Source organism: Nocardia salmonicida NBRC 13393, assembly GCF_001613085.1.
In the GTDB taxonomy this organism is placed as follows: domain Bacteria; phylum Actinomycetota; class Actinomycetes; order Mycobacteriales; family Mycobacteriaceae; genus Nocardia; species Nocardia salmonicida.
In genome coordinates, this window is record NZ_BDBR01000008.1 from 75,439 (window position 1) to 95,934 (window position 20,496).

Below are 20,496 nucleotides of genomic sequence, written 5' to 3' on the forward strand. Positions count from 1 at the left end.
TGCAGTCTACCGTTCGAGTAGGTGTTCGCGGCGTGGCTTGGTGCGTACTCGCCACCATGTCGGTGGTTTGGAATAGTCTTGATGAGAAGGGTTGCGCGGTAACACCGAGAAGTTACCGTCACAAGCCGAACGAGTAACCCGTTGAGGGAGAGGGAAGAACTGTGCGTACGACAGGTAGTCGGCTATTCACCAGTGAGTCCGTGACCGAGGGGCATCCGGACAAGATCTGTGACGCGATCAGCGATTCCATCCTCGACGCATTGCTCGCGGAGGACCCGGGCAGCCGCGTCGCGGTGGAAACCATGGTCACCACGGGGCAGGTCCATGTCGCGGGCGAGGTCACCACCTCCGCCTATGCCGACATTCCGCGGATCGTGCGCGAGAAGGTCCTCGAGATCGGATACGACTCCTCCGCAAAGGGATTCGACGGCAACTCCTGCGGTGTCAATATCGCGATCGGTGCCCAGTCGCCCGATATCGCCCAGGGTGTCGACACCTCGCACGAGGCGCGCGTCGGCGGTTCCGACGACGCGATCGAGCGTCAGGGCGCCGGCGACCAGGGCCTGATGTTCGGTTACGCGACCACCGACACGCCCGAGCTGATGCCGCTGCCGATCGCGCTCGCGCACCGGCTCTCGCGCAAGCTCACCGAGGTCCGCAAGTCGGGTGTGCTGCCCTACCTGCGCCCCGACGGCAAGACCCAGGTCACCATCGAATACGACGGTGACCGCCCGGTCCGTCTCGACACGGTCGTCATCTCCACCCAGCACGCGGCCGATATCGACCTCGACAACCTGCTCGCCCCCGATATCCGCGAGAAGGTCGTCGACGCCGTCATCGGCGATCTGAACCTGCCCAGCCTGGACACCTCCGATATCCGACTGCTGGTCAACCCCACCGGCAAGTTCGTCCTCGGTGGTCCGATGGGTGATGCGGGCCTGACCGGCCGCAAGATCATCGTCGACACCTACGGCGGCATGGCCCGTCACGGTGGCGGCGCGTTCTCCGGCAAGGACCCGTCGAAGGTCGACCGCTCGGCCGCCTACGCCATGCGCTGGGTCGCCAAGAACGTCGTGGCCGCCGGTCTGGCGGATCGCGTCGAGGTGCAGGTCGCGTACGCGATCGGCAAGTCGGCCCCGGTCGGTCTGTTCGTCGAGACCTTCGGTACCGAGAAGGTCGACCCGACGCGCATCTCCACCGCCATCTCCGAGGTCTTCGACCTGCGTCCGGGCGCGATCATCCGGGATCTCGACCTGCTGCGCCCGATCTACGCGCCGACCGCGGCCTACGGCCACTTCGGCCGCACCGATGTCGACCTGCCCTGGGAGCACACGGACCGCGCCGACAAGCTGCGCGCGGCCGTCGGCCTGTAATACCAACGGACCGCGTGGCAGCGGACGAAACATCGAAGGCAGCGGGACACCCCATCGCGAGGGTGCTCCCGCTGCTTTCGCCTGCCCACCTCGACCGCGACTTCGACTACCTCGTCCCCGCCGAACTGGACGAGATCGCCCGACCCGGCGTGCGCGTGCGCGTGCGTTTCGCCGGTCGCCTCGTCGACGGATACCTGCTGGAACGTCTCCCGCGCAGCGATCACAACGGCAAGATGATGCCGCTCGAACGGGTCGTTTCGCCGGAACGCGTGCTCGCCCCGGAAATTCTGCGCCTGGCCACCGCCGTTGCCACCCGCTACGCGGGGACGCGCGCCGACGTCCTTCGTCTGGCCATTCCACCGCGCCACGCTCGTACCGAAACCGGCGGCACCAAGAAGACCGGTACGGCGGCGAAAGCGGCACCCGTCACGGAAGGTGTTGATACCGAAAAAGATTCGCCGTCTGACGTACTTGCCGAGACCGGTGGGAACGGCCCGGGCGAATCGGCCGCGGCGGCGGGCGGGGCTACATCGGACCAGCCGGACGCGACGACCGTGGAGGTTCGGCCCGAGTCGTCACCCGAAGTGTCCGTAGCCCAATCGCGCGTCGAGGTCGATGCTTCGGCGTGGGGCCGATATGTGCACGGCCTGGCCTTTGTCGACGCGCTGGCGCACGGCAAGGGGGCGCGGGCGGCGTGGCAGGCATTGCCGGGTGAGAACTGGGCGGCGCGGCTGGCGGAGTTGGCGGCGACGGTCGTGGCCAGTGGACGCAGCGCCGTGTTGATGGTGCCGGATCAGCGCGATCTCGATCGTTTGCTCGCCGAATGTGTTGCGCTGGTAGGTGATTCGGCGGTAGGGCTGTCGGCGGGGTTGGGTCCCGCGGCGCGGTATCGGCGGTGGCTGGCGGTATTACGTGGGCAGGCGCGGATCGTGGTGGGGACGCGGGCGGCGGTGTTCGCCCCGGCGCGGGATCTCGGACTGATCGCGATCTGGGACGACGGCGACGACACCTATGCCGAACCGAGGTCCCCGTATCCGCACGCTCGTGAAGTGGCGATGCTGCGGGCGCACGAGACGGGCGCAGCGTTCGTCGCCGCGGGTTTCGCGCGGACCGCCGAGATCCAAGCGGTGGTCGAATCCGGTTGGGCACGTGACCTTCTCGCCGAACGCCAGGTATTGCGTGAGGTGACGCCACGGATCAGCGCGCCCGGTGACAGCGATTTCGCGTTGGAGCGCGACGCGTTGGCGCGGTCGGTGCGGATGCCCGGTGTCGCGTTCGCGGCCGCGCGCTCCGCGATCAAGGAGAACGTGGCGGTGCTGGTGCAGGTGCCGCGGCGTGGATACGTTCCGTCGCTGGCCTGCGCGAAATGTCGCACGCCTGCCCGCTGTCGGCACTGTAACGGCCCGTTGGCGCTGCCGCAGTCGGCCAATGGTGAAGCGGCGAGCCCGAATTGCAAGTGGTGCGGGATCACCGAAGCGGCGTTCCGCTGCCAGGCGTGCGGTGCGCGAGCTCTGCGGGCGACGGTGATCGGCGCGGCCCGGACCGCCGAAGAACTCGGTCGCGCCTTCGCCGGGGTACCGATCCGCACCTCGGGGGGCGGGGAAGTGCTCGATACCGTCGAACCGGGTGCTCAGGTGGTCGTCGCCACCGTCGGAGCAGAACCGCTCGTGCAGGGCGGTTACGGCGTGGCCCTGCTGCTCGACGGATGGGCGCTGCTCGGCCGCGCCGACCTGCGCGCGAGCGAGGACACCTTGCGCCGCTGGATGGGCGCGGCGGCGCTGGTGCGGCCTCGCGGGCAGGTCATCGTGATGGCCGAACCCTCCCTGCCCACCGTCCAGGCGCTGGTCCGGTGGGACCCCGTCAACCACGCCGCCGCCGAACTCGAAGCCCGCGCCGAGGTCGGCTTCCCGCCCGCGGTCCGCCTCGCCGCAGTCGACGGCACCACCGCCTCGATCGCCGAATTACTCGACGCCACAACCCTTCCCGACGGCACCGAGGTCCTCGGCCCCGTCCCCCTGCCGCCGACGGCCCGTAAACCCTTCTCCGGCGCCGACTCTCCTGCCGAGGTCGAGCGCATGCTCCTGCGCGTACCCCGCTCGGGTGGCGCGCCCCTCGCTCGCGCCCTCACCGCCGCCCAAGCGGTTCGCAGCTCCCACCGCTCCGATGCCCCCCTTCGCGTCCAGATCGACCCTGTCGACATCGGCTGACCCGGACGTCCGGCACGCCGGTCAGGCGTACATCGCTCGATGGCGCCGCGCCCACTGCGCGTAGCTCGTGGCCGGTCGACCGAGAACCTTCTCGATATCGTCGCTGACCTGCAGCTCTTCCGGTGTGGGTGTGCCGAGGATGGTCAGGGTGTGGTCGGCGACCGGCTCGGGCATGAAGCGGAGCATGTTCTGTTTGGCTTGGTCCGTCGTGAGTTCGACGAAGGCGATCGGGATGTCGATCGCTTCGGCAAGTGCCGCTGCTTGGTCGCGCGGGGTGACTACGGCGGGACCGGTCAGGGTGTAAGCGCGGGCGTGGTGGCCGTCTTCGCGGAGGGCGGCCGCGGCTACGGCGGCGATATCGGCGGGGTCTACGGAGGGTAGGCCGACATCGCCGAAGGGCGCCGGGACGATGCGCTGGGTGCGGATCGGTTCGATCCACGCGAAGGTGTTGGAGAAGAAGGCGCCGGGTCGCAGCGCCGTCCACTCCAGGCCGGACTCGGCGAGTGCCTGTTCGAAGGCGATCGTTCTGGCGTAGCCGTCGGAGTGGGGGCGGGTCACCGCGCCCTGCGAGGACACGAAGACGACTCGGCGCACGCCGGCGTCCGCGGCGGTTTTCAGCAGCAGCGCCGGCTCGGGGCCGCTCATCAGTTGCTCCCCGGTGATCAGCAGGAACAGCGCGTCGGCGCCGCGTAGTGCGGGGGAGAGGCTGTCGAGATCGCCTAGGTCGGCGACCGCGTGCTCGACGCCCGCAGGCAGGTCGACGGGACGAGTACCTCGGGAGACGGCCCTGACCTGCTCACCCGCGTCGGCGAGTAGTCCGACCAGGGTGCTGCCGATGTTGCCGGTCGCTCCGGTGACGACGATCATGTGAGTCCTTAGTTAGTTGGCTGACTGACTTGCTGAACAGAAGGTATCCCATCGAGCATCGGCTGTCTATAGTTAGTTGTATGACTAAATCGGATGCGCAGGTCAGCCCTAAGATCGGGAAGCAGGAACGGCTGGTCCAGGCGGCGATGCGGGTGTTCTACCAGCAGGGCATCGAGAAGACGACGATCGCCGAGATCGCGCGCGAGGCCGACGTGCCGGTCGGCAATGTCTACTACTACTTCAAGACCAAGGATCAGTTCGTCGCCGCGGTCATCGAGCTGCACGCGCAGGTGCTGACCGGGGCCGTCGCCGAGATCGCCGAGCTGCCGGGGCCCGCCGAGCGGTTGAAGGCGATGGTGCGCAGCTGGGTCGACCAGCGGGAGATGGCGGCGCGATACGGGTGCCCGTTCGGTTCGTTGGCCGCCGAGCTCGACAAGCGGGAGGATGCCTTCCGCGGCGAGCCTGCGCGCGTGATGGGGCTGCTCGTGGACTGGGCACGCACGCAGTTCGCCGAGCTGGGGCGCACCGATGCCGCCGAGCTCGCGATCGCGTTCGTAGCTGCCTATCAGGGAATCTCCCTGCTCACCAACACTTTCCGCGACCCGGAACTGATGGTCACCGAGGGCGCGCGCCTGGAGCGGTGGATCGACGAGCTGGGTGCGCGGTAGACCCGACTCGGGTACGCGGCGGATTCAGGCGCGATCGCCGGGCTGCCAGCCCGAGCACAACAGGTCGATGCCGGTGATCTCGCCGTGGTCGGTGGTGAGGAAGACGCGCTGCTCGGCGACGCGGGTGGCGCCGTTGGCGGGTCGCATGCGGACCAGCCAGTGCAGCGCGAGCTTGTCGCCGATGCGTTCGCGGCCGGAATCGACGACGGCGAAATCGTCGGGACCGCCGAACCAGCGGCGGAAGCGCTCGATCGCCGGATCGGGGCCGACCGCGGTGAACGGGCCGGGCGGGATCAGGCCGCGCAGCGTGACCTCGGGGGCGAGGTAGGTCGTCTACCGAGAGCTTGGGCGATCTCGCGGGTCGACCGACCGCGCACGAGCAGGGCGAGAACGTCGAGTTCGCGGGCAGTGCGGCCGGCGATCCGCGCGCGTCTGCGTGGACGTCGGCCCTGTGCCGCGGCCAGAACCGCGGCCACGGCGTCACCGTCCAGCCTGCCCGCGGTCACTTCGGCCCGCAGGATCTCGGCGCGTTCGTCGGGATCGAGGGGCGGGCGGTGTGGCCGCTGCTCGCCGAGCGCGCGAAACATCTGCGCGTCGGCGAGAATGCGTGCGGCGGCGGCAGCATCGAACCGGGCATGGACTTCGGCGTCGTCGGCGATGTGCACCACCCGCATCACCGGGATGATCGCGTCGCCGCACAAGCCGCCGGGAACACCGTGGCTGTCCCATCGTTCGAAGGCTTGCGGCAGCGCCGCCTTGACCGCCTCGGGCAGGTCGAGGCGGTCGGCGATATCGGCGGCGGTGCGGCAGTGGGTGAGGAACGAGTCCATCGTGTCGCGCACGCCACCCGCGAGGAAGCGGCCGGTCACCGAGATCCGCCGCAGCCCAGACGCGCCCTCGGCGAGATGCCCGAGCAGGAACGCCATCATCGGCAACCCGGTCTTGTCGATGTCGTAGCTGTCGGCCCGGATCCGCAGGTCGTCGCCGAACCAGCGCGCCATCTCGGGGGAGTCCGCGACACAGCCGACCCAGGCCAGTAGTGAGACGTAGTAGGCGGCCGCCCGATCGGCCTCGGACAGCTTTGCTGCTTCCGCCAGCCGGACGGCCTGCACGGTCTGGCGCAGGACGTGTTCCTGCGGCTGGTCGAGCCTGAGGTCGGTGGCCAGTGACAGCGAGGCGACCAGTTCGGCGAGCCGAAGGGGCCGGGACGGGTCCGTCATGGTGAATTCGGATTACTCCTTGCATTCGATGCATTGCCGATATATCGTCGATAGTGTCAAGACAAACGAGAGAGCCACAGGAGGCTGTCATGCAGAACCAAGAACAACGAGAATTCGGACACTTCCGGCGCGGTCGCGGACCGGGCCCCCGGGAATTCGGTCCCGACCGGCAGCAGTTCCGTCACGGCGGGCGACACGGGCACGGCCCCGAGTTCGGACCGGGCTTCGGCCCAGGTTTCGGACCCGGTTTCGGCCCTGGCTTCGGTCGTGGACGCGGCCGTGGCGGTCGTGGCAGGCGCGGTGACGTGCGGGCCGCGGTGCTGCTGCTGCTCGCAGAGCGCCCCATGCACGGCTACGAACTGATCCAGCAGATCCGCGATCGCAGCGACGATGTCTGGCGCCCGAGTCCGGGGTCCATCTACCCGGCATTGGCCCAGCTAGAGGACGAGGGCCTGGTGCTCATCGAGAAGGTCGCCGGTCGCAAAACCGCGCAGCTCACCGACGAGGGCAAGGCCTATGTCGAGACTCATCGCGACGATCTCGGTGACCCGTGGGCCGAGGTCAAGCAGGATGTCGGCGCTCAGGCGCTGGACCTGCGCGGTCTGGTCGGACAGGTGATGGGCGCGGTCGGTCAGGTGGCCCAGGTCGGCACGGCGCAGCAGGCGGCGAAGGCGGCCGAGGTGCTCGCCGAAACCCGTCGGGCGCTGTACCGGATCCTCGCCGAAGACGATGTCGTTTCCGAGGGCGACGCAACCCCCGAGAAGTGAGGGCGTCGTGAACGCCCTTCCCGGCGTGCGGTTGTCGATCCCATGGAGTAAATGTTTGGGGCATGGAACAACTGGGAACGTTGTGGGGTTGGGGAACATCACGATTGCGCGGAGCGGTGTCGGTCACGGCACTCGCCTGCGCGGCGGTGATCGGTGTGTCCGTCGCGCCGATCGCCGCCGCTGAACCGGCGAATTTTCGGCCGGCTGTCATTCCGATGGAGGCGGGTCCCGCGCAGGCCGATCATCTGGACGCAGCCCATTACATCAAGGCTCATCCGAACTCGGTTCCGGTGGGGCTCAACAACTTCGGGTGTACGCCCACGGCTGAGCATCCGCGGCCGATCGTGTTGGTGCACGGCACCGACTCGAGTGCGTACTCCGACTGGGCGGGAATCGGACCGCAACTGGTGTCGGCAGGATACTGCGTCTTCGCGCTGAACTACGGCGGGGCGCCGGGCGCCGACACCTATGGCACCGAGGACATGCGGATCAGTTTCGCCCAGCTGGCCGGGTTCGTCGACGATGTCCTGGTCGCGACCGAGGCGACCAAGGTCGATCTGGTCGGATTCTCGCAGGGGGCCACCGTCAGCCGGTTCTACGTCAACAAGCTCGGGGGCGCGCCGAAGGTCGGGACCTGGGTCGGTCTGGCCTCACCCAGCTACGGCGGGGTCATGTACGGACTGGTTCCGGTGGGGCAGGCCGTTCCCGGCATGATGGATGTCTTCGCGAAGGTCACCTCGACGGCCGCGGTTCAGCAGGCCCAGGGCGAACCACTCATGGTGGAGCTCAACGCGGGCGGCGACACTGTGCCCGGTGTCCGTTATGTCACCGTCGGCAGCCGGGTCGACGAGATGATCCAGCCGTTCTCGAACATCGCTCTGCGCGGCGCGGGTGCGGAGAACCTCGTCCTCCAGGACCTGTGCGCCGACAACCTGACCGGCCACTTCCACCTGGTCTACGACCCCTTCGCGCAGCAACTGCTCCAGCGCGTCCTCGACCCCGTTCGGGCACCCGCTCCGGTCTGCGCGACGGTCCCGCTCGGCACCGGCATCCCCGAGGTGATCATCGCGGGCAACTCCTGACGGCCGGGCTGGACGGAAGCGCCTGGCGGGGTCACTAGACTGGGACGACCGCATTCGTCCTCCCCGGGAGCCATCGTGACCATTCAGCCCGTCCGCCTGTTCGGCGACCCGATCCTGCGCTCGCGTGCCGACGCGGTCACCGAGTTCGGTCCCGACCTCGCCACCTTGGTCGCCGACCTCACCGAGACCATGCACGACGACGGCGGGGTCGGGATGGCCGCGCCGCAGATCGGGGTCGGGCTGCGGGTATTCGTCTACGACACCGGCGACGCCGCGGGGCACGTGGTGAACCCGGAATGGTCGGCCGTAGGGGCCGACGAACAGGTCGGCCCCGAGGGCTGCCTGTCGATTCCCGGCGTGCGCTACGACGTGCGCCGGGCATCGCGCGTTCGGGTCACCGGCGTCGACATCACCGGTGCGCCGGTGGAATTCGAGGCCGAGGGGCTGCTCGCGCGCTGCGTACAGCACGAACACGATCACCTCGACGGCGTGCTGTTCATCAACCGGCTCGAACCTGCCGACCGTAAGGACGCGATGCGCACCATCCGCGAATCCGACTGGTTCCGCGGCGGAATCACTGTGCGCGAATCCAGCGGCGTCGGCGGTGGTCGCTGATGCGCCTCGTTTTCGCGGGCACGCCCGAACCCGCGGTGCCCTCACTGCGCAGGCTGATCGAGAGCACCGGCCACGAGGTCGTCGCGGTGGTCACCCGGCCCGACGCGGTCGCGGGCCGTGGCCGCAAGATCATGCGTTCGCCCGTGGGACAGCTCGCCGATGACCACGGTATTCCGGTGTTCACGCCGCGTAAGCCGTCCGAGCCCGAATTCGTCGCCGCGCTCACCGAGCTCGCGCCGGACTGTTGCCCGGTCGTCGCCTACGGTGCGCTGCTGCCGCAACAGGTGCTCGATATCCCCGCGCACGGCTGGATCAATCTGCACTTCTCGCTGCTGCCCTCCTGGCGCGGGGCGGCGCCCGTGCAGGCGGCCATCGACGCGGGTGACGACATGACCGGCGCGTCGACCTTTTTGATCGAGGCGGGCCTCGACACCGGTCCGGTGTACGGAGTGATGACCGAGAAGATCGGGCTCACCGACACCGCTGGCGAGCTGCTCGCCCGACTCGCCGACGCGGGCGCCGTGCTGCTCGAGAAGACCCTGGACGGAGTGGAAGACGGTTCGCTGCAAGCGATTCCGCAATCCCATGACGGCGTGTCCTACGCACCGAAGGTGACCGTGGAGGCAGGGCGGATCGGATTCGACGAACCCGCCCTGGCCATCCACCGCCACATCCGCGCCGTCACCCCGGCGCCCGGTGCGTGGACCGAGGTGAACGGGCTGCGCCTCAAACTCGGCCCGGTGGAAATGGTGGAGGAAACCTTGCCCGAACGCGAGATCGAGGTGCGCAAGTCCGGCGTCTTCGTCGGAACGTCGACCACAGCGGTCCGCCTGGGGCAGGTCCAACCGCCCGGCAAGAAGATGATGAACGCCCTCGACTGGGCCCGTGGCGCCCGCCTGGCTCCCGGCACGGTGATCGGATGAGCGCCTCCGACCGCCGCCGACGCCGCGATGCCGACGCGGCGAAGGGCATCACGTCCCGCGACGACCGCAAGCCCACCGGAAAAACGGGTGAGCAGCGGGGCAGCAGCCCCCGCGACGACCGCAAGATCACCGGCAAGAACGTCGACGGCGGCTGGGCCGCCCGCGCCGCGAAGGGCACCACCACCCCGCGCGCGGACGGCGACCGCTGGACGGGCCGCGACGACCGCGGCGGCTCCGATCGACCCCGGCGCGACGACGGCGGCTATCGCTCCGGCGCGCCCCGGCGTGCGGACGACCGTCCCGGTTTCTCCCGCGGCGCGCAGGGTCGCGACGCGGGCAGCCAACGCGGCGACGCACCGCGCTCCGGCGCGTCCCGCCGCGAAGACGACCGTCCCGGTTTCGGCCGCGGCGCGAACGACCGTGCGCAAGGCCGTGACGCGGGTAGTCGACGTGCGGACGCTCCGCGCTCCGGTGCCCCTCGCCGCGAGGACGACCGTCCTGGTTTCGGTGGCGCGAACGACCGGGCACAGGGGCGTGACACGGCCGACCAGCGCGGTGATCGTGCCGGACGTTCCGGCGCGGGACGTGCCGATCGCGGCACCTCCCGTCCCGACCGCGGTGCGCGCCAAGGAGATTCGCGGAGCAGCGGCCGCGATGCTGGTGCGGGACCGGCGCCCAAGGCCCCCACGCAGCGTCGCCCCGAGCGGCCCGATCCCAGCGTGCCCAGTCCGCGCAAGCGGCGCGGCGAGCCGGTGGACCCGGCGCGCGAGGTCGCCCTCGATGTACTGCGGGCAGTGCGGGAGCGCGACGCCTACGCCAACCTCGCGCTGCCGAAGCTGTTGCGCGAGCGCAAGATCAGTGGGCGTGACGCCGCGTTCGCGACCGAGCTCACCTACGGCGCGAGCCGTTCGCAGGGGCAGCTCGACGCGGTGATCTCGGCCTGCGCGGGCCGCCCGGTCGACGAGATCGACGGCCCCATCCTCGATATCCTGCGCCTCGGCGTCTACCAGCTGCTGCGCACCCGCACCAGCGCGCACGCCGCCGTCGACACCTCCGTCGACCTGGCCAGTGCCGAATTCGGCCAGGGCCGTGCCGGTTTCGTCAATGCCGTCCTGCGTCGAGCGGGGGAGAAGACCGCCGAGCAGTGGATCACCGAGTTGGCCCCGGCCGACCCGGTCGGCAAGCTCGCCTTCGAACACGCGCACCCCAAGTGGATTGCCCAGTCCTTCGCCGACGCGCTGGGCGCGCAGGCAGGCGAGCTGGACGAACTTCTGGCAGCCGACGACGAGCGCCCGGTCGTGCACCTGGTTGCCCGCCCCGGCGAGATCACCGCCGAAGAGCTGGCGCTGGTCACCGGCGGCGAAGAGGGCCGCTGGTCGCCGTACGCGGTGTATCTCGACGGTGGTGATCCCGGCCTGCTGGAACCGGTCCGCGACGGCATCGCCTCGGTCCAGGACGAGGGCAGCCAGTTGGTCGCGCTCGCTCTCACCCGGGCGCCGCTGGAAGGCGAGGACAAGGGTCGCTGGCTCGACCTGTGCGCCGGTCCCGGCGGGAAGGCGGCCTTGCTCGGCGCACTCGCCGCGATCGACCTGTTCACCGTCGACGCCGTGGAACCCGCCGAGCACCGCGCCGAGCTGGTCCGCAAATCCACCAGGAACCTGCCCGTCACCGTGCACGTCGCCGACGGCCGCGACAGCGGGCTGACCCCCGGCTACGACCGCGTTCTGGTCGACGCGCCGTGCACCGGCCTCGGCGCGCTGCGCCGGCGCCCGGAGGCTCGCTGGCGTCGCACCCCGGCCGACGTGGCCGAACTGGTCACCTTGCAGCGCGAACTCCTCACCGCCGCGTGGGATCTGGTGCGACCGGGTGGTGTCGTCGTGTATTCGACCTGCTCACCGCATCTCGCCGAAACTGTGTCGGTGGTCGCCGATTTCGTCCGTCGCACCGGCGCCGAAGAACTCGACAGCCGCGAGTTCCTGCCCGGCGTCACCGATCTCGGCGACGGCCCGTCCGCACAGCTCTGGCCGCACCGCCACGGTACCGACGCCATGTTCCTGGCGACCCTGCGCAAGAAGTAGCCCCGCGCGAACACACGGCGCCGTTCCCACACCGGGGAGCGGCGCCGTTCCATTCGTCCAAGCGGGTGCCGATCGCCGCGGTGCAGAATCGACGTATGGCGATGACATGGGAGCAGGTGGTCGCGGTGGCGACGGCGCTGCCGGGTGTGGAGGAAGGCACCTGGTGGCGCAGTCCCGGCCTGAAGGTGGGCGGAAAGGGCTTCGCACGGTTGCGTATCGAAGCGGAGGGCGGCCTGGCGTTGCTCTGCGAGCTCACGGAGAAGCAAGCGCTGCTCGCCTCCGGCGATCCGGCGTTCTACACGACCCCGCACTACGACGGGCACCCGTTCGTTCTCGTCGACCTCGCCGCGGTCGACCCGCGACAGCTCGCCGAGCTGATCGACAGCGCCTGGTGGCTGCGCGCACCCGCGAAGCTTCGGCGCGCCAGGGAGAACGCGTAGGGGACTCCGTTGTCCCGCTGGCGTCAGTCCCGTTCGGACAATTCACGCAGGCGTGCAAGGGTTTTCGCGAGAATCCGCGACACGTGCATCTGTGAGATCCCCAGCTGCGAGGCGATCTGCGTCTGCGTCATCGACTCGAAGAACCGCATGGTGAGAATGCGGCGCTCACGTTCGGGCAGGCCCGCCAGGAGCGGGCGCACCGCGATGTACTCCTCGACCCGGTCGAACTGCGATTCCTCCTCGCCGAGGGTGTCGAGCAGCGACGCATCGCTGTCGCGCCCGATCGAGGCGGCGTCGATCGACGTCGGCTGATAGGCGTTGCCCGCGATGACCGCCTGGGTGACCTCGTCGGGGTCGACATCGAGTTCGGCGGCGATCTCCTTGGCGGTGGGGGAGCGTCCCAGTCGTTGCGAGAGCTGATCCACCGCCGCGCCGATGCGCAGGTGGGTTTCCTTGACGCGCCGCGGAACCCGCATCGCCCACGTGTTGTCCCGGAAATATCGCCGGACCTCGCCCATGATGGTCGGCACCGCGAAGGACAGGAAGTTCGAGCCCCGGCTCAGATCGAATCGATCCACCGCGTGCACCAGACCGACCCGCGCCACCTGCGACAGGTCGTCGAACGGCTCACCGCGCCCGCTGAACTTACGCGCGATGTGGTCGGCCAGCGGGATGCAGCGGTTGATCAGCGCGTCACGCGCCACCGCATGCGCCACGCTGCCCGGCTCGGTCGCCGCGAGACGCTCGAACAGGGCGCTGACGTCGTCGTACCCGGATACCGGCTCCGGCGTTTCGGTCTCGTCCTCCAGCGATTCCTGCTCGAGGGCTTCCTTGTCCGGTTCAGCGGCCTTGTCCGATTCCGCGGCAGGGGAGTCGGTTTTGTCGGGTTCGCTGAGACTGTGCTGGTCGGATGTGTCCTCGCCGTGCACTACGCCTTCCCCCGGACCCGTCGAAATCGAACCGTCGTCGGGTACCCGGACACGCCTGCGTCGAAATCCTGCTGCTCGGCAGTTACCTCGTCGCACAGCGTGCGCAGCACATGCCACCCGAAGCTGCGCTGATCCGGCATGCCCTGCGATCCCGCGACACCGTCGACGCGGACCTGCAATTCGGTGTCACCGACGAGGAATTCGCAGGTGAGTAGCGTATCGGGGGCGGCGATCGCAATCAGAGTCGAGCACACCTCGTCCACCGCCAGGCGCACGTCGGCTACCTCGTCGAGGGTGAAATCACTGAGTAGTACCAGTGTTTCGGCCAGTCCGCGCACGATTGGCAGCTGCGTCAGCTGTGCTGCCACACGAATCTCCACCGGGGCGCCGAAGGGCCCATGTTCCGCCGAAAAATTGGTCACCCTCAGAAGGCTACCCATATCCCGGCAGGGCAATCACCATCGCCATCGCTACACTGGCGCGCTGTGTCCACTCCGACGTTCTCTCGTCCGTCCAAGCCGATGATCGCCCCGTCGATCCTGTCCGCGGACTTCGCGAACCTGGCAGCCGAGGCCGCGGCTGTCGAAGGATGCGATTGGCTCCACGTCGACGTCATGGACGGTCACTTCGTGCCGAACCTCACACTGGGTCTGCCGATCGTGCAGAGCCTGCTCAAGGCCACCGACATCCCGTTCGACTGCCACCTGATGATCGACGATCCGGGCCGCTGGGCGCCGAGCTACGCCGAGGCGGGCGCCTACAACGTCACCATCCACGCCGAGGCCACCGATGATCCGATCGCGGTGGCGCGCGATATCCGCGCCGCGGGCGGCCGGGCCGGGCTGTCGGTGAAGCCGAACACCCCGATCGAGCCGTACCTGGAAATCCTGCGCGAGTTCGACACCCTGCTGGTGATGAGCGTGGAACCCGGATTCGGCGGACAGTCGTTCATTCCCGGCGTGCTGGAGAAGGCGCGGATCGTGCGCAACCTGGTGGACTCGGGTGAGCTGCACCTGGTCGTCGAAATCGACGGCGGCATCAACGACGACACCATCGAGCAGGCCGCCGCGGCCGGTATCGATTGCTTCGTGGCCGGATCGGCGGTCTACAACACCGCCGATCCGGGTGCCGCTGTGCAGACGCTGCGCAACCTCGCCGCGGCGGCCTGGCTGTCCTAGCTACAGGGCGCGGAGTTTGCGGGTGCCCAGTGCTCGCGCCGCATCGATGACGGCCTGCACCGGCGGCCGATGGTCGCCGGATTCGGGTTCCTGCACCCAGGTGCGGTAGCCGGTGCGCTCGTCGTCGGGGGAGGGCAGCACGATCTGGCTGCCCGCGCAGGCGACGGTCGCGTAGAGGCGGAACAGTTCGGCCGAGGCGGTCGCGGTGAGAGAGTCGGGTCGGCAGGGGCCGGTGAGGAACGTCCAACGCCGGGCACGGGGGTGATCGACGACCGGCCCCGCGATAGCGGCCTCCCGCAGCTTGGCCTGCACTCGCTCGCCCAGGTCGCCGGGCATGGTCACCGCGCCGTAGTGCGCGCCGATCTGGAGCAGAATGCGGCGGGAATCGAAATCTATCTTGGCCGGTAGATGCAACTCGCGCCGATAACGCACGCAGCGCATTTCCAGCGTCGAATCGATCAATGTGCTCATGCGGCACCCCCACATATCGCGAACCTGTTGTAACCCACAGTGTTGTCTTCCTGGAGTGGTGGACTATCCCTGGGGCGAACACTCGGTGGCAGCGGCGCTCCGAGCGATGATGTCGGGAAGAACCCGCAGTTCCAGGCCCCGACATCTGGTTGAACAGCAGGAATCAATGACGTAACAATATTGCGTCAATGGCGCGGGGGGCGCAAGCATTCCACTCACCGTGTTTCCAGTTCGTGATGGCTGGGTATTGCCAGATTAAGGCCGCCGGATGAATGCGGGGGACCGGTTCGCTGAAAATTGGATTGAACGACAACCGCCGGGATGATTAACGGCGGTGTCGCGTCATGTCGATACACCTTCGCCGCCGAATCGATGCCCGGTCGATCGGTTCCGGTGGCCGAGTGCTGCCCACGGTCGGGTTCGGCCCCCGACCCGGGCTCACCGGCCGCGCTACTAGGCTGTGCGACGAGCTGGGTGGTCGCGTGGGAATAGCGGCCACGGGCCTGCTGTTGGGCCCAACGGGTACGGATGACGCGACAAGGGAGTTCAGGCATGTTCACAGGGATCGTCGAGGAGCTCGGCGAGGTCGTGGCCACCGAAGCGCTGACCGACGCCGCCCGGTTGACGATTCGCGGCAAGCTGGTGACTTCCGATGCCGGACACGGCGATTCGATCGCCGTCAACGGCGTCTGCCTCACCGTGGTCGACGTGGTCGACGGCGACAGCTTCACCGTCGATGTCATGGACGAGACGTTGAAGCGTTCGAGCATCGGCGGCCTCGTCACGGGATCGCCGGTCAACCTCGAGCGCGCGGCCGCGCTGAACAGTCGCCTCGGTGGCCACCTCGTGCAGGGCCACGTCGACGGCACCGGCACGGTGCTGCGCCGCAGCCCGTCGGAGAACTGGGAGATCGTGCGGATCTCGCTGCCGGATTCCATCGCGCGCTATGTGGTGGAGAAGGGCTCGATCACTGTCGACGGCGTCTCCCTCACCGTCTCGGGTCTCGGTATCGACGACGAACCCGGTGCCGACGGAAGCCGTGATTGGTTCGAGGTCTCGCTGATCCCGACCACCCTCGCGCTGACCGTCCTCGGGACCGCCCCCGTCGGCGCCACCGTCAACCTCGAGGTGGACGTCATCGCGAAGTACGTAGAACGCCTCGCCCAACGAGGCTGACACCGATCGGCGCCAGGCCTCACAGAACACGCCGGGACCACGCCGTAATGTAGGAAGTCATTGCCATCCCACGGAGTGTTTCTCGGCCGCCTCGATCTGGACTGACCAGAGGGTGCGACGAAGGAGTGCCCGCCGGGAGGGAAGATCGAGGCCCACCGGGCCGAGAAACCCGCGGCCCCGGCCGCCAAATATACGGAGCAAGCAGACGTGACCAGGTTGGACAGCATCGAGCGCGCGGTCGCCGATATCGCGGCCGGCAAGGCTGTTGTCGTCATCGACGACGAGGACCGGGAGAACGAAGGCGATCTCATCTTCGCGGCCGAGAAGGCCACCCCGGAGCTGGTCGCGTTCATGATCCGCTACACCTCCGGCTACATCTGCGTGCCGCTGACCGCCGACGACTGCGACCGCCTCGGCCTGCCGCCCGCGTACGCGATGAACCAGGACAAGCACGGCACCGCCTACACCGTCTCGGTGGACGCGCGCGAGGGCATCACCACCGGCATCTCCGGCGCCGACCGGGCCGTCACCATGCGCTTGCTGGCCAGCGCCGAGGCCAAGGCCGACGAATTCACCCGCCCGGGCCACGTGGTGCCGCTGCGCGCCAAGGACGGCGGCGTGCTGCGCAGGCCCGGCCACACCGAGGCCGCGGTCGATCTCTCCCGGATGGCCGGACTGCGTCCCGCGGGCGTGATCTGCGAGATCGTCAGCCAGAAGGACGACGGGCACATGGCCCGTACCGACGAGCTGCGCGTGTTCGCCGACGAGCACAACCTGGCGATGATCTCGATCGCCGACATGATCGCCTGGCGGCGCAAGCACGAGAAGCATGTCGTGCGGGTGGCCGAGGCCCGGATCCCCACCGCGCACGGCGACTTCAAGGCCGTGGGCTACCAGAGCATCTTCGACGACGCCGAGCACGTCGCGCTGGTGCGCGGCGACATCGGCGACGGCGAGGACGTGCTGGTGCGCGTGCATTCGGAGTGCCTGACCGGCGACGTCTTCGGTTCGCTGCGCTGCGATTGCGGCCCGCAGCTGGACGCGGCGCTCGAGATGGTCGATCAGGAGGGGCGCGGCGTCGTGCTCTACATGCGCGGGCACGAGGGCCGTGGCATCGGTCTGATGCACAAGTTGCAGGCCTACCAGCTGCAGGACACCGGTCGCGACACCGTCGACGCCAACCTCGATCTCGGCCTGCCCGCCGACGCTCGTGATTACGGCACCGGCGCGCAGATCCTGGTCGATCTCGGTATCCGCTCGATGCGGCTGCTCACCAACAATCCGGCCAAGCGAGTCGGCCTCGACGGCTACGGCCTCGCGATCACCGAGCGCGTTGCGATGCCGTTGCGTGCCAATGCCGAGAACCTGCACTACCTGCGCACCAAGCGCGATCGGATGGGCCACGACCTGGTCGGCCTCGACGATCTCGACCTGGGCGAAACCGCGCAGTGATCACCACTTCGGAAAGGCAGTAACGATGAGCGGCACGGGTGTTCCGTCCTTCGCCTTGGCGCAGGCCAAAGACGTCAAACTCGGCATCGTCGCCTCGCGTTGGCACACCGAGATCTGCGACACCCTGGTGGCGAATGCCGAACGGGTGGCCAAGGAGGCCGGCGTCGAACACGTGACCGTGGTGCGTTGCGCCGGCGCGATGGAGCTGCCGGTCGTCGCGCAGGAGCTGGCGCGCACCCATGACGCTGTCGTGGCGCTCGGCGTCGTGATCCGTGGTGGTACACCGCATTTCGAGTATGTCTGTGACGCGGTGACGGCCGGGCTGACCCGGGTGTCGCTGGATGCGGCCACCCCCGTCACCAACGGCGTGCTCACCACGAACGACGAGGAGCAGGCGCGCGATCGGGCCGGGCTGCCCGGTTCGTCGGAGGACAAGGGCGAGCAGGCGTGTGCCGCTGCCCTCGATGCCGCGCTCACGTTGCGCGCGCTGCGATCGGTGTGACCGTGCCGGTGGTGCGGACGTGGCGTCGCGGTGCTCCCGAGCCCGACTCGGGCTGGGAGTTCGAGGTGCGTCCGCGCCGGGCGATCCGCACCGCCGTGGTGGTCGCGATCATCATCCTCGTCGCGTTCACCGTGGGTGGGGTGCTGCTGCGTACCGGGTCGACCGGGGTGAACTTCCGGGTCGCCGATCAGGTCGCGATGATCCTGATCGGCGTGGTCGGTGCGGGTGCGGTACTGATGCTGACCCGGCCGCGAGTGCGCGTGGGTAGCCAGGGTGTCGGGATACGCAACATCCTGGGCGAGCAGGTGTACCCGTGGGCCTACATCCGCGGCGCGGCCTTCCCGGACGGCAAGGCGTGGGCCCGCCTCGAACTGGCCGATGACGATTACGTCCCGATGTTGGCGATCCGTTCCAACGACAAGACCCACGCTGCCGACGCCATCGAACGCGTCCGCGAACTCGGCGCCCGCTACGCCCCGCAGGACTGAATTCGCTGACCGTCGCCACCCGGGGCCGCTGTCTGCCGACAGCCGCCTGTGCGCCACCTGGTGACGCACAGGCCGGCGCGTCAGCGGGTGTCGCCGAGGACCGCTCCCTCGCGGCGCGGATCCGCACCGCCGATCCAGCCGTCCTCGCCGTTGTGTTGCAGGGCGCTGAGTCCGCTGGACTGCGGCGCCACGGAGACCTGATGGCCCATCGCCCGTAGCTTCTCGACCAGCGGATCGTGGGCGCCGTTGTCGGTGGCATCGATGTCGGGGTGCTCGCCGCCCACGCCGGTGACCGGCGTATTGCCCGCGCCGAACGACACCCCGGAGACCGCCTGTTGCGGGTCGAGGCCCCAATCCAGAACGTTGACCAGCGTTTTCACGACGAACTGGATGATCACCGAACCGCCCGGTGAACCCGTGACGAGCTTCAGTTCGCCACGGTCGCCCTTGTCGTCACGATCGAACACCAGGGTCGGAGCCATCGAACTGCGCGGGCGCTTGTTGGGCTGGAGGCGGTTGGCCACCGGGGTGCCGTCGGGGTCGACGGGGTCGGCGGCGAAGTCGGTGAGCTGATTGTTGAGGACGAATCCGTCGACGAGATGGAACGACCCGAACGCCGATTCGACCGTCGTGGTCATCGCGGCGGCGTTGCCGTACTTGTCGATGACGGAGATGTGGCTGGTGCCGTGTTCGGGCGGTTGTGGGCCGTTGCCGAGGGGGACCGGGCCGAGGTTACCTGGCTTGGCGGTCCCCATGCTGCGCTGCGGGTCGATCAGCGTCGACCGCTCCTCGAGGTACTGCGGGTGGACCAGGGAGAGGGCCGAATTACCCGGCAGCGGAACGAAATCCGGGTCGGCGACGTACTTGTTGCGGTCGGCGTAGGCCAGCCGCTCCGCCTCGGAGATCAGGTGCACGGCCTGCGCGTCGGGGCGGCCGCCGTTGGCGTCGAGCTCCTGGGGACGCAGCGCGGGGAGGTCGAAGTTGGCGAGGATACCCAGCGTCGCGGCGACGGTGCTGCCACCGGAGGACGGCGCGGGCATGCCGCACAGTTCGTACTTGCGGTACCCGGTGCACAGCGCCGTGCGCTTCTTGGCCTCGTAATTCGCCAGGTCGGTAGTGGTCAGCGCGCTCGGGGTGCGACCACCCGCCGTGCTGCCCGCGGCCTCGACGATGTCCTGGGCGACGGCGCCACTGTAGAAGGCTTTCGCGCCGTCGGTCGCGATCGCCGACAGCGTTTTCGCCAGCGCCGGATTGGTGAGGACGGTGCCGGACTTCTTGGGCGAACCATCGGGTTCGAGGAAGTAGCCGCGCGCGGCTTCGTCGGCGGCCAGGTCCTTCGCGGACTCTGCGATCTGCCCGGCCAGCCGCGGACTGATCTCGAAACCGCTGTCGGACAGACTGATCGCGGGATCGAACAGTTCCTTCCATGCGCTCATCCCGTGCTCCTGGTGCGCGAGTTCGAGCATCCGCAGCACGCCGGGAACACCGATCGAGCGACCGCTGGCGCGGGTGTTCGGCGCGGGTTCGGTGCGGTCGGTATCGCTGATCCAGCGCAGATAGTTCTCGGTCGCCGCGGCGGGCGCGGTCTCGCGGCCGTCGTAGGTGTCGACCGTGCGCGACTTCGCGTCGTAGTGGACGAGGAACGCGCCGCCGCCGATTCCGGAAGCCTGCGGTTCGACCAGCCCGAGTACCGCCTGTGCGGTGACCAGCGCGTCGGCGGCGGTGCCACCCGCGCGCAGCACCCGGCACGCGGCCTCCGTGGCAATCGGATTGGCGGTCGACACCGCGTAGGTGCTGGTGCGTACCGCCGTCATGTCCGAGCGGTATCCCGACGAGATCTCCGGGTTGGTGCTGAGGTTCTGCGAGGTCGGCGCACCCCCTCCGGTCGCGGGCGCCGCGGACACCGGAGTGCCGTTGGGCGTGCTCGTACACTCGGCAGCCGTCTTCTCATCTGTCGAACATCCGGCCAGTACCCCCACCGCGAGCACTGCGGCCGTCGTGGCCCCGATCCACGTCCGTCGCCTTGGCGTCATAGAGGCAGCGTAACGCGCCGGTCCGAC

Annotated in this window: 21 protein-coding genes; 14 read left to right on the forward strand and 7 right to left on the reverse strand. The window is 68.8% G+C overall.

The features are described from left to right. Window positions 1-161 precede the first annotated feature (161 nt). Both metK and NS1_RS08155 read left to right on the forward strand, forming a co-directional pair. Entirely contained in the window at window positions 162-1,373 is a 1,212-nt protein-coding gene (gene metK / locus NS1_RS08150) for a methionine adenosyltransferase (RefSeq protein WP_082844160.1), read from the forward strand. A 14-nt stretch (window positions 1,374-1,387) separates the two neighbouring features. Further along, window positions 1,388-3,580, forward strand: a complete 2,193-nt coding sequence (locus tag NS1_RS08155) for a primosomal protein N' (RefSeq protein ID WP_255284456.1) — start codon at window positions 1,388-1,390, stop codon at window positions 3,578-3,580. Between the two features lie 21 nt (window positions 3,581-3,601). Here the strand turns inward: NS1_RS08155 and NS1_RS08160 are convergent, their stop codons facing one another. Beyond that, window positions 3,602-4,447: an NAD(P)H-binding protein gene (locus tag NS1_RS08160; protein WP_062983047.1), complete on the reverse strand. Its 846-nt coding sequence runs from the start codon at window positions 4,445-4,447 to the stop codon at window positions 3,602-3,604. Window positions 4,448-4,527: 80 nt separating this feature from the next. Here NS1_RS08160 and NS1_RS08165 point away from each other — a divergent pair, with 80 nt between their 5' ends. Next, window positions 4,528-5,115 carry a TetR/AcrR family transcriptional regulator gene (locus NS1_RS08165; RefSeq protein WP_062983049.1) on the forward strand — a complete coding sequence of 196 codons (588 nt, stop codon included), beginning with the start codon at window positions 4,528-4,530 and terminating at the stop codon, window positions 5,113-5,115. A gap of 24 nt (window positions 5,116-5,139) precedes the next feature. Here NS1_RS08165 and NS1_RS41545 read toward each other — a convergent pair whose 3' ends face one another. Both NS1_RS41545 and NS1_RS08170 read right to left on the reverse strand, forming a co-directional pair. Further along, window positions 5,140-5,262 (reverse strand): hypothetical protein, encoded by a 123-nt coding sequence (locus NS1_RS41545; protein ID WP_255284457.1) that lies wholly within the window; start codon window positions 5,260-5,262, stop codon window positions 5,140-5,142. A gap of 146 nt (window positions 5,263-5,408) precedes the next feature. Continuing rightward, window positions 5,409-6,335, reverse strand: a complete 927-nt coding sequence (locus NS1_RS08170) for an HD-GYP domain-containing protein (RefSeq protein WP_062983051.1) — start codon at window positions 6,333-6,335, stop codon at window positions 5,409-5,411. Window positions 6,336-6,424: 89 nt separating this feature from the next. On the opposite strand from NS1_RS08170, the gene NS1_RS08175 reads away from it, so the two are divergent. The 6 genes from NS1_RS08175 to NS1_RS08200 all read left to right on the forward strand — a co-directional run bounded on the left by NS1_RS08175 (window position 6,425) and on the right by NS1_RS08200 (window position 12,240). Then, a complete protein-coding gene (locus NS1_RS08175) occupies window positions 6,425-7,102 on the forward strand; it encodes a PadR family transcriptional regulator (RefSeq protein WP_062983052.1) in 678 nt (225 codons plus the stop codon). A gap of 62 nt (window positions 7,103-7,164) precedes the next feature. Then, window positions 7,165-8,184, forward strand: a complete 1,020-nt coding sequence (locus tag NS1_RS08180) for an esterase/lipase family protein (RefSeq protein ID WP_084503595.1) — start codon at window positions 7,165-7,167, stop codon at window positions 8,182-8,184. Between the two features lie 75 nt (window positions 8,185-8,259). Further along, complete coding sequence (def, locus tag NS1_RS08185) at window positions 8,260-8,799, forward strand: peptide deformylase (protein WP_056810519.1); 540 nt, start codon at window positions 8,260-8,262, stop codon at window positions 8,797-8,799. Further along, a complete protein-coding gene (fmt, locus tag NS1_RS08190) occupies window positions 8,799-9,722 on the forward strand; it encodes a methionyl-tRNA formyltransferase (RefSeq protein ID WP_062983054.1) in 924 nt (307 codons plus the stop codon). Before def ends, fmt begins: the two co-directional genes overlap by 1 nt. Before the next feature lie 752 nt (window positions 9,723-10,474). Next, window positions 10,475-11,800, forward strand: coding sequence for an RsmB/NOP family class I SAM-dependent RNA methyltransferase (locus NS1_RS08195; protein WP_056815405.1), 1,326 nt, complete (start codon window positions 10,475-10,477; stop codon window positions 11,798-11,800). A 95-nt stretch (window positions 11,801-11,895) separates the two neighbouring features. Beyond that, complete coding sequence (locus NS1_RS08200; protein ID WP_062983056.1) at window positions 11,896-12,240, forward strand: MmcQ/YjbR family DNA-binding protein; 345 nt, start codon at window positions 11,896-11,898, stop codon at window positions 12,238-12,240. A gap of 23 nt (window positions 12,241-12,263) precedes the next feature. Here NS1_RS08200 and NS1_RS08205 read toward each other — a convergent pair whose 3' ends face one another. Next, on the reverse strand, window positions 12,264-13,049 hold the full coding sequence (locus tag NS1_RS08205; RefSeq protein WP_056815400.1) for an RNA polymerase sigma factor SigF: 786 nt from the start codon (window positions 13,047-13,049) through the stop codon (window positions 12,264-12,266). A 119-nt stretch (window positions 13,050-13,168) separates the two neighbouring features. Beyond that, window positions 13,169-13,591 (reverse strand): ATP-binding protein, encoded by a 423-nt coding sequence (locus NS1_RS08210; RefSeq protein WP_056810513.1) that lies wholly within the window; start codon window positions 13,589-13,591, stop codon window positions 13,169-13,171. Window positions 13,592-13,690: 99 nt separating this feature from the next. Between NS1_RS08210 and rpe the strand changes: the two genes are divergently transcribed. After that, entirely contained in the window at window positions 13,691-14,347 is a 657-nt protein-coding gene (rpe, locus tag NS1_RS08215; protein WP_062983058.1) for a ribulose-phosphate 3-epimerase, read from the forward strand. Here rpe and NS1_RS08220 read toward each other — a convergent pair whose 3' ends face one another. Beyond that, a complete protein-coding gene (locus tag NS1_RS08220) occupies window positions 14,348-14,818 on the reverse strand; it encodes a hypothetical protein (protein WP_056810506.1) in 471 nt (156 codons plus the stop codon). 552 nt (window positions 14,819-15,370) lie between these two features. On the opposite strand from NS1_RS08220, the gene NS1_RS08225 reads away from it, so the two are divergent. The 4 genes from NS1_RS08225 (at window position 15,371) to NS1_RS08240 (ending at window position 18,436) form a co-directional block, all read left to right on the forward strand. Continuing rightward, a complete protein-coding gene (locus NS1_RS08225; protein ID WP_062983060.1) occupies window positions 15,371-15,994 on the forward strand; it encodes a riboflavin synthase in 624 nt (207 codons plus the stop codon). A gap of 207 nt (window positions 15,995-16,201) precedes the next feature. Beyond that, entirely contained in the window at window positions 16,202-17,446 is a 1,245-nt protein-coding gene (locus tag NS1_RS08230; RefSeq protein ID WP_056810501.1) for a bifunctional 3,4-dihydroxy-2-butanone-4-phosphate synthase/GTP cyclohydrolase II, read from the forward strand. A gap of 25 nt (window positions 17,447-17,471) precedes the next feature. Beyond that, complete coding sequence (ribH, locus tag NS1_RS08235) at window positions 17,472-17,948, forward strand: 6,7-dimethyl-8-ribityllumazine synthase (RefSeq protein ID WP_056810498.1); 477 nt, start codon at window positions 17,472-17,474, stop codon at window positions 17,946-17,948. An 11-nt stretch (window positions 17,949-17,959) separates the two neighbouring features. Then, the gene (locus tag NS1_RS08240) at window positions 17,960-18,436 is read left to right on the forward strand and encodes a PH domain-containing protein (RefSeq protein ID WP_062983499.1); all 477 of its coding nucleotides are present in this window, start codon (window positions 17,960-17,962) and stop codon (window positions 18,434-18,436) included. Between the two features lie 80 nt (window positions 18,437-18,516). Here the strand turns inward: NS1_RS08240 and ggt are convergent, their stop codons facing one another. Beyond that, complete coding sequence (ggt, locus tag NS1_RS08245; RefSeq protein WP_062983062.1) at window positions 18,517-20,469, reverse strand: gamma-glutamyltransferase; 1,953 nt, start codon at window positions 20,467-20,469, stop codon at window positions 18,517-18,519. Window positions 20,470-20,496 lie beyond the last annotated feature (27 nt).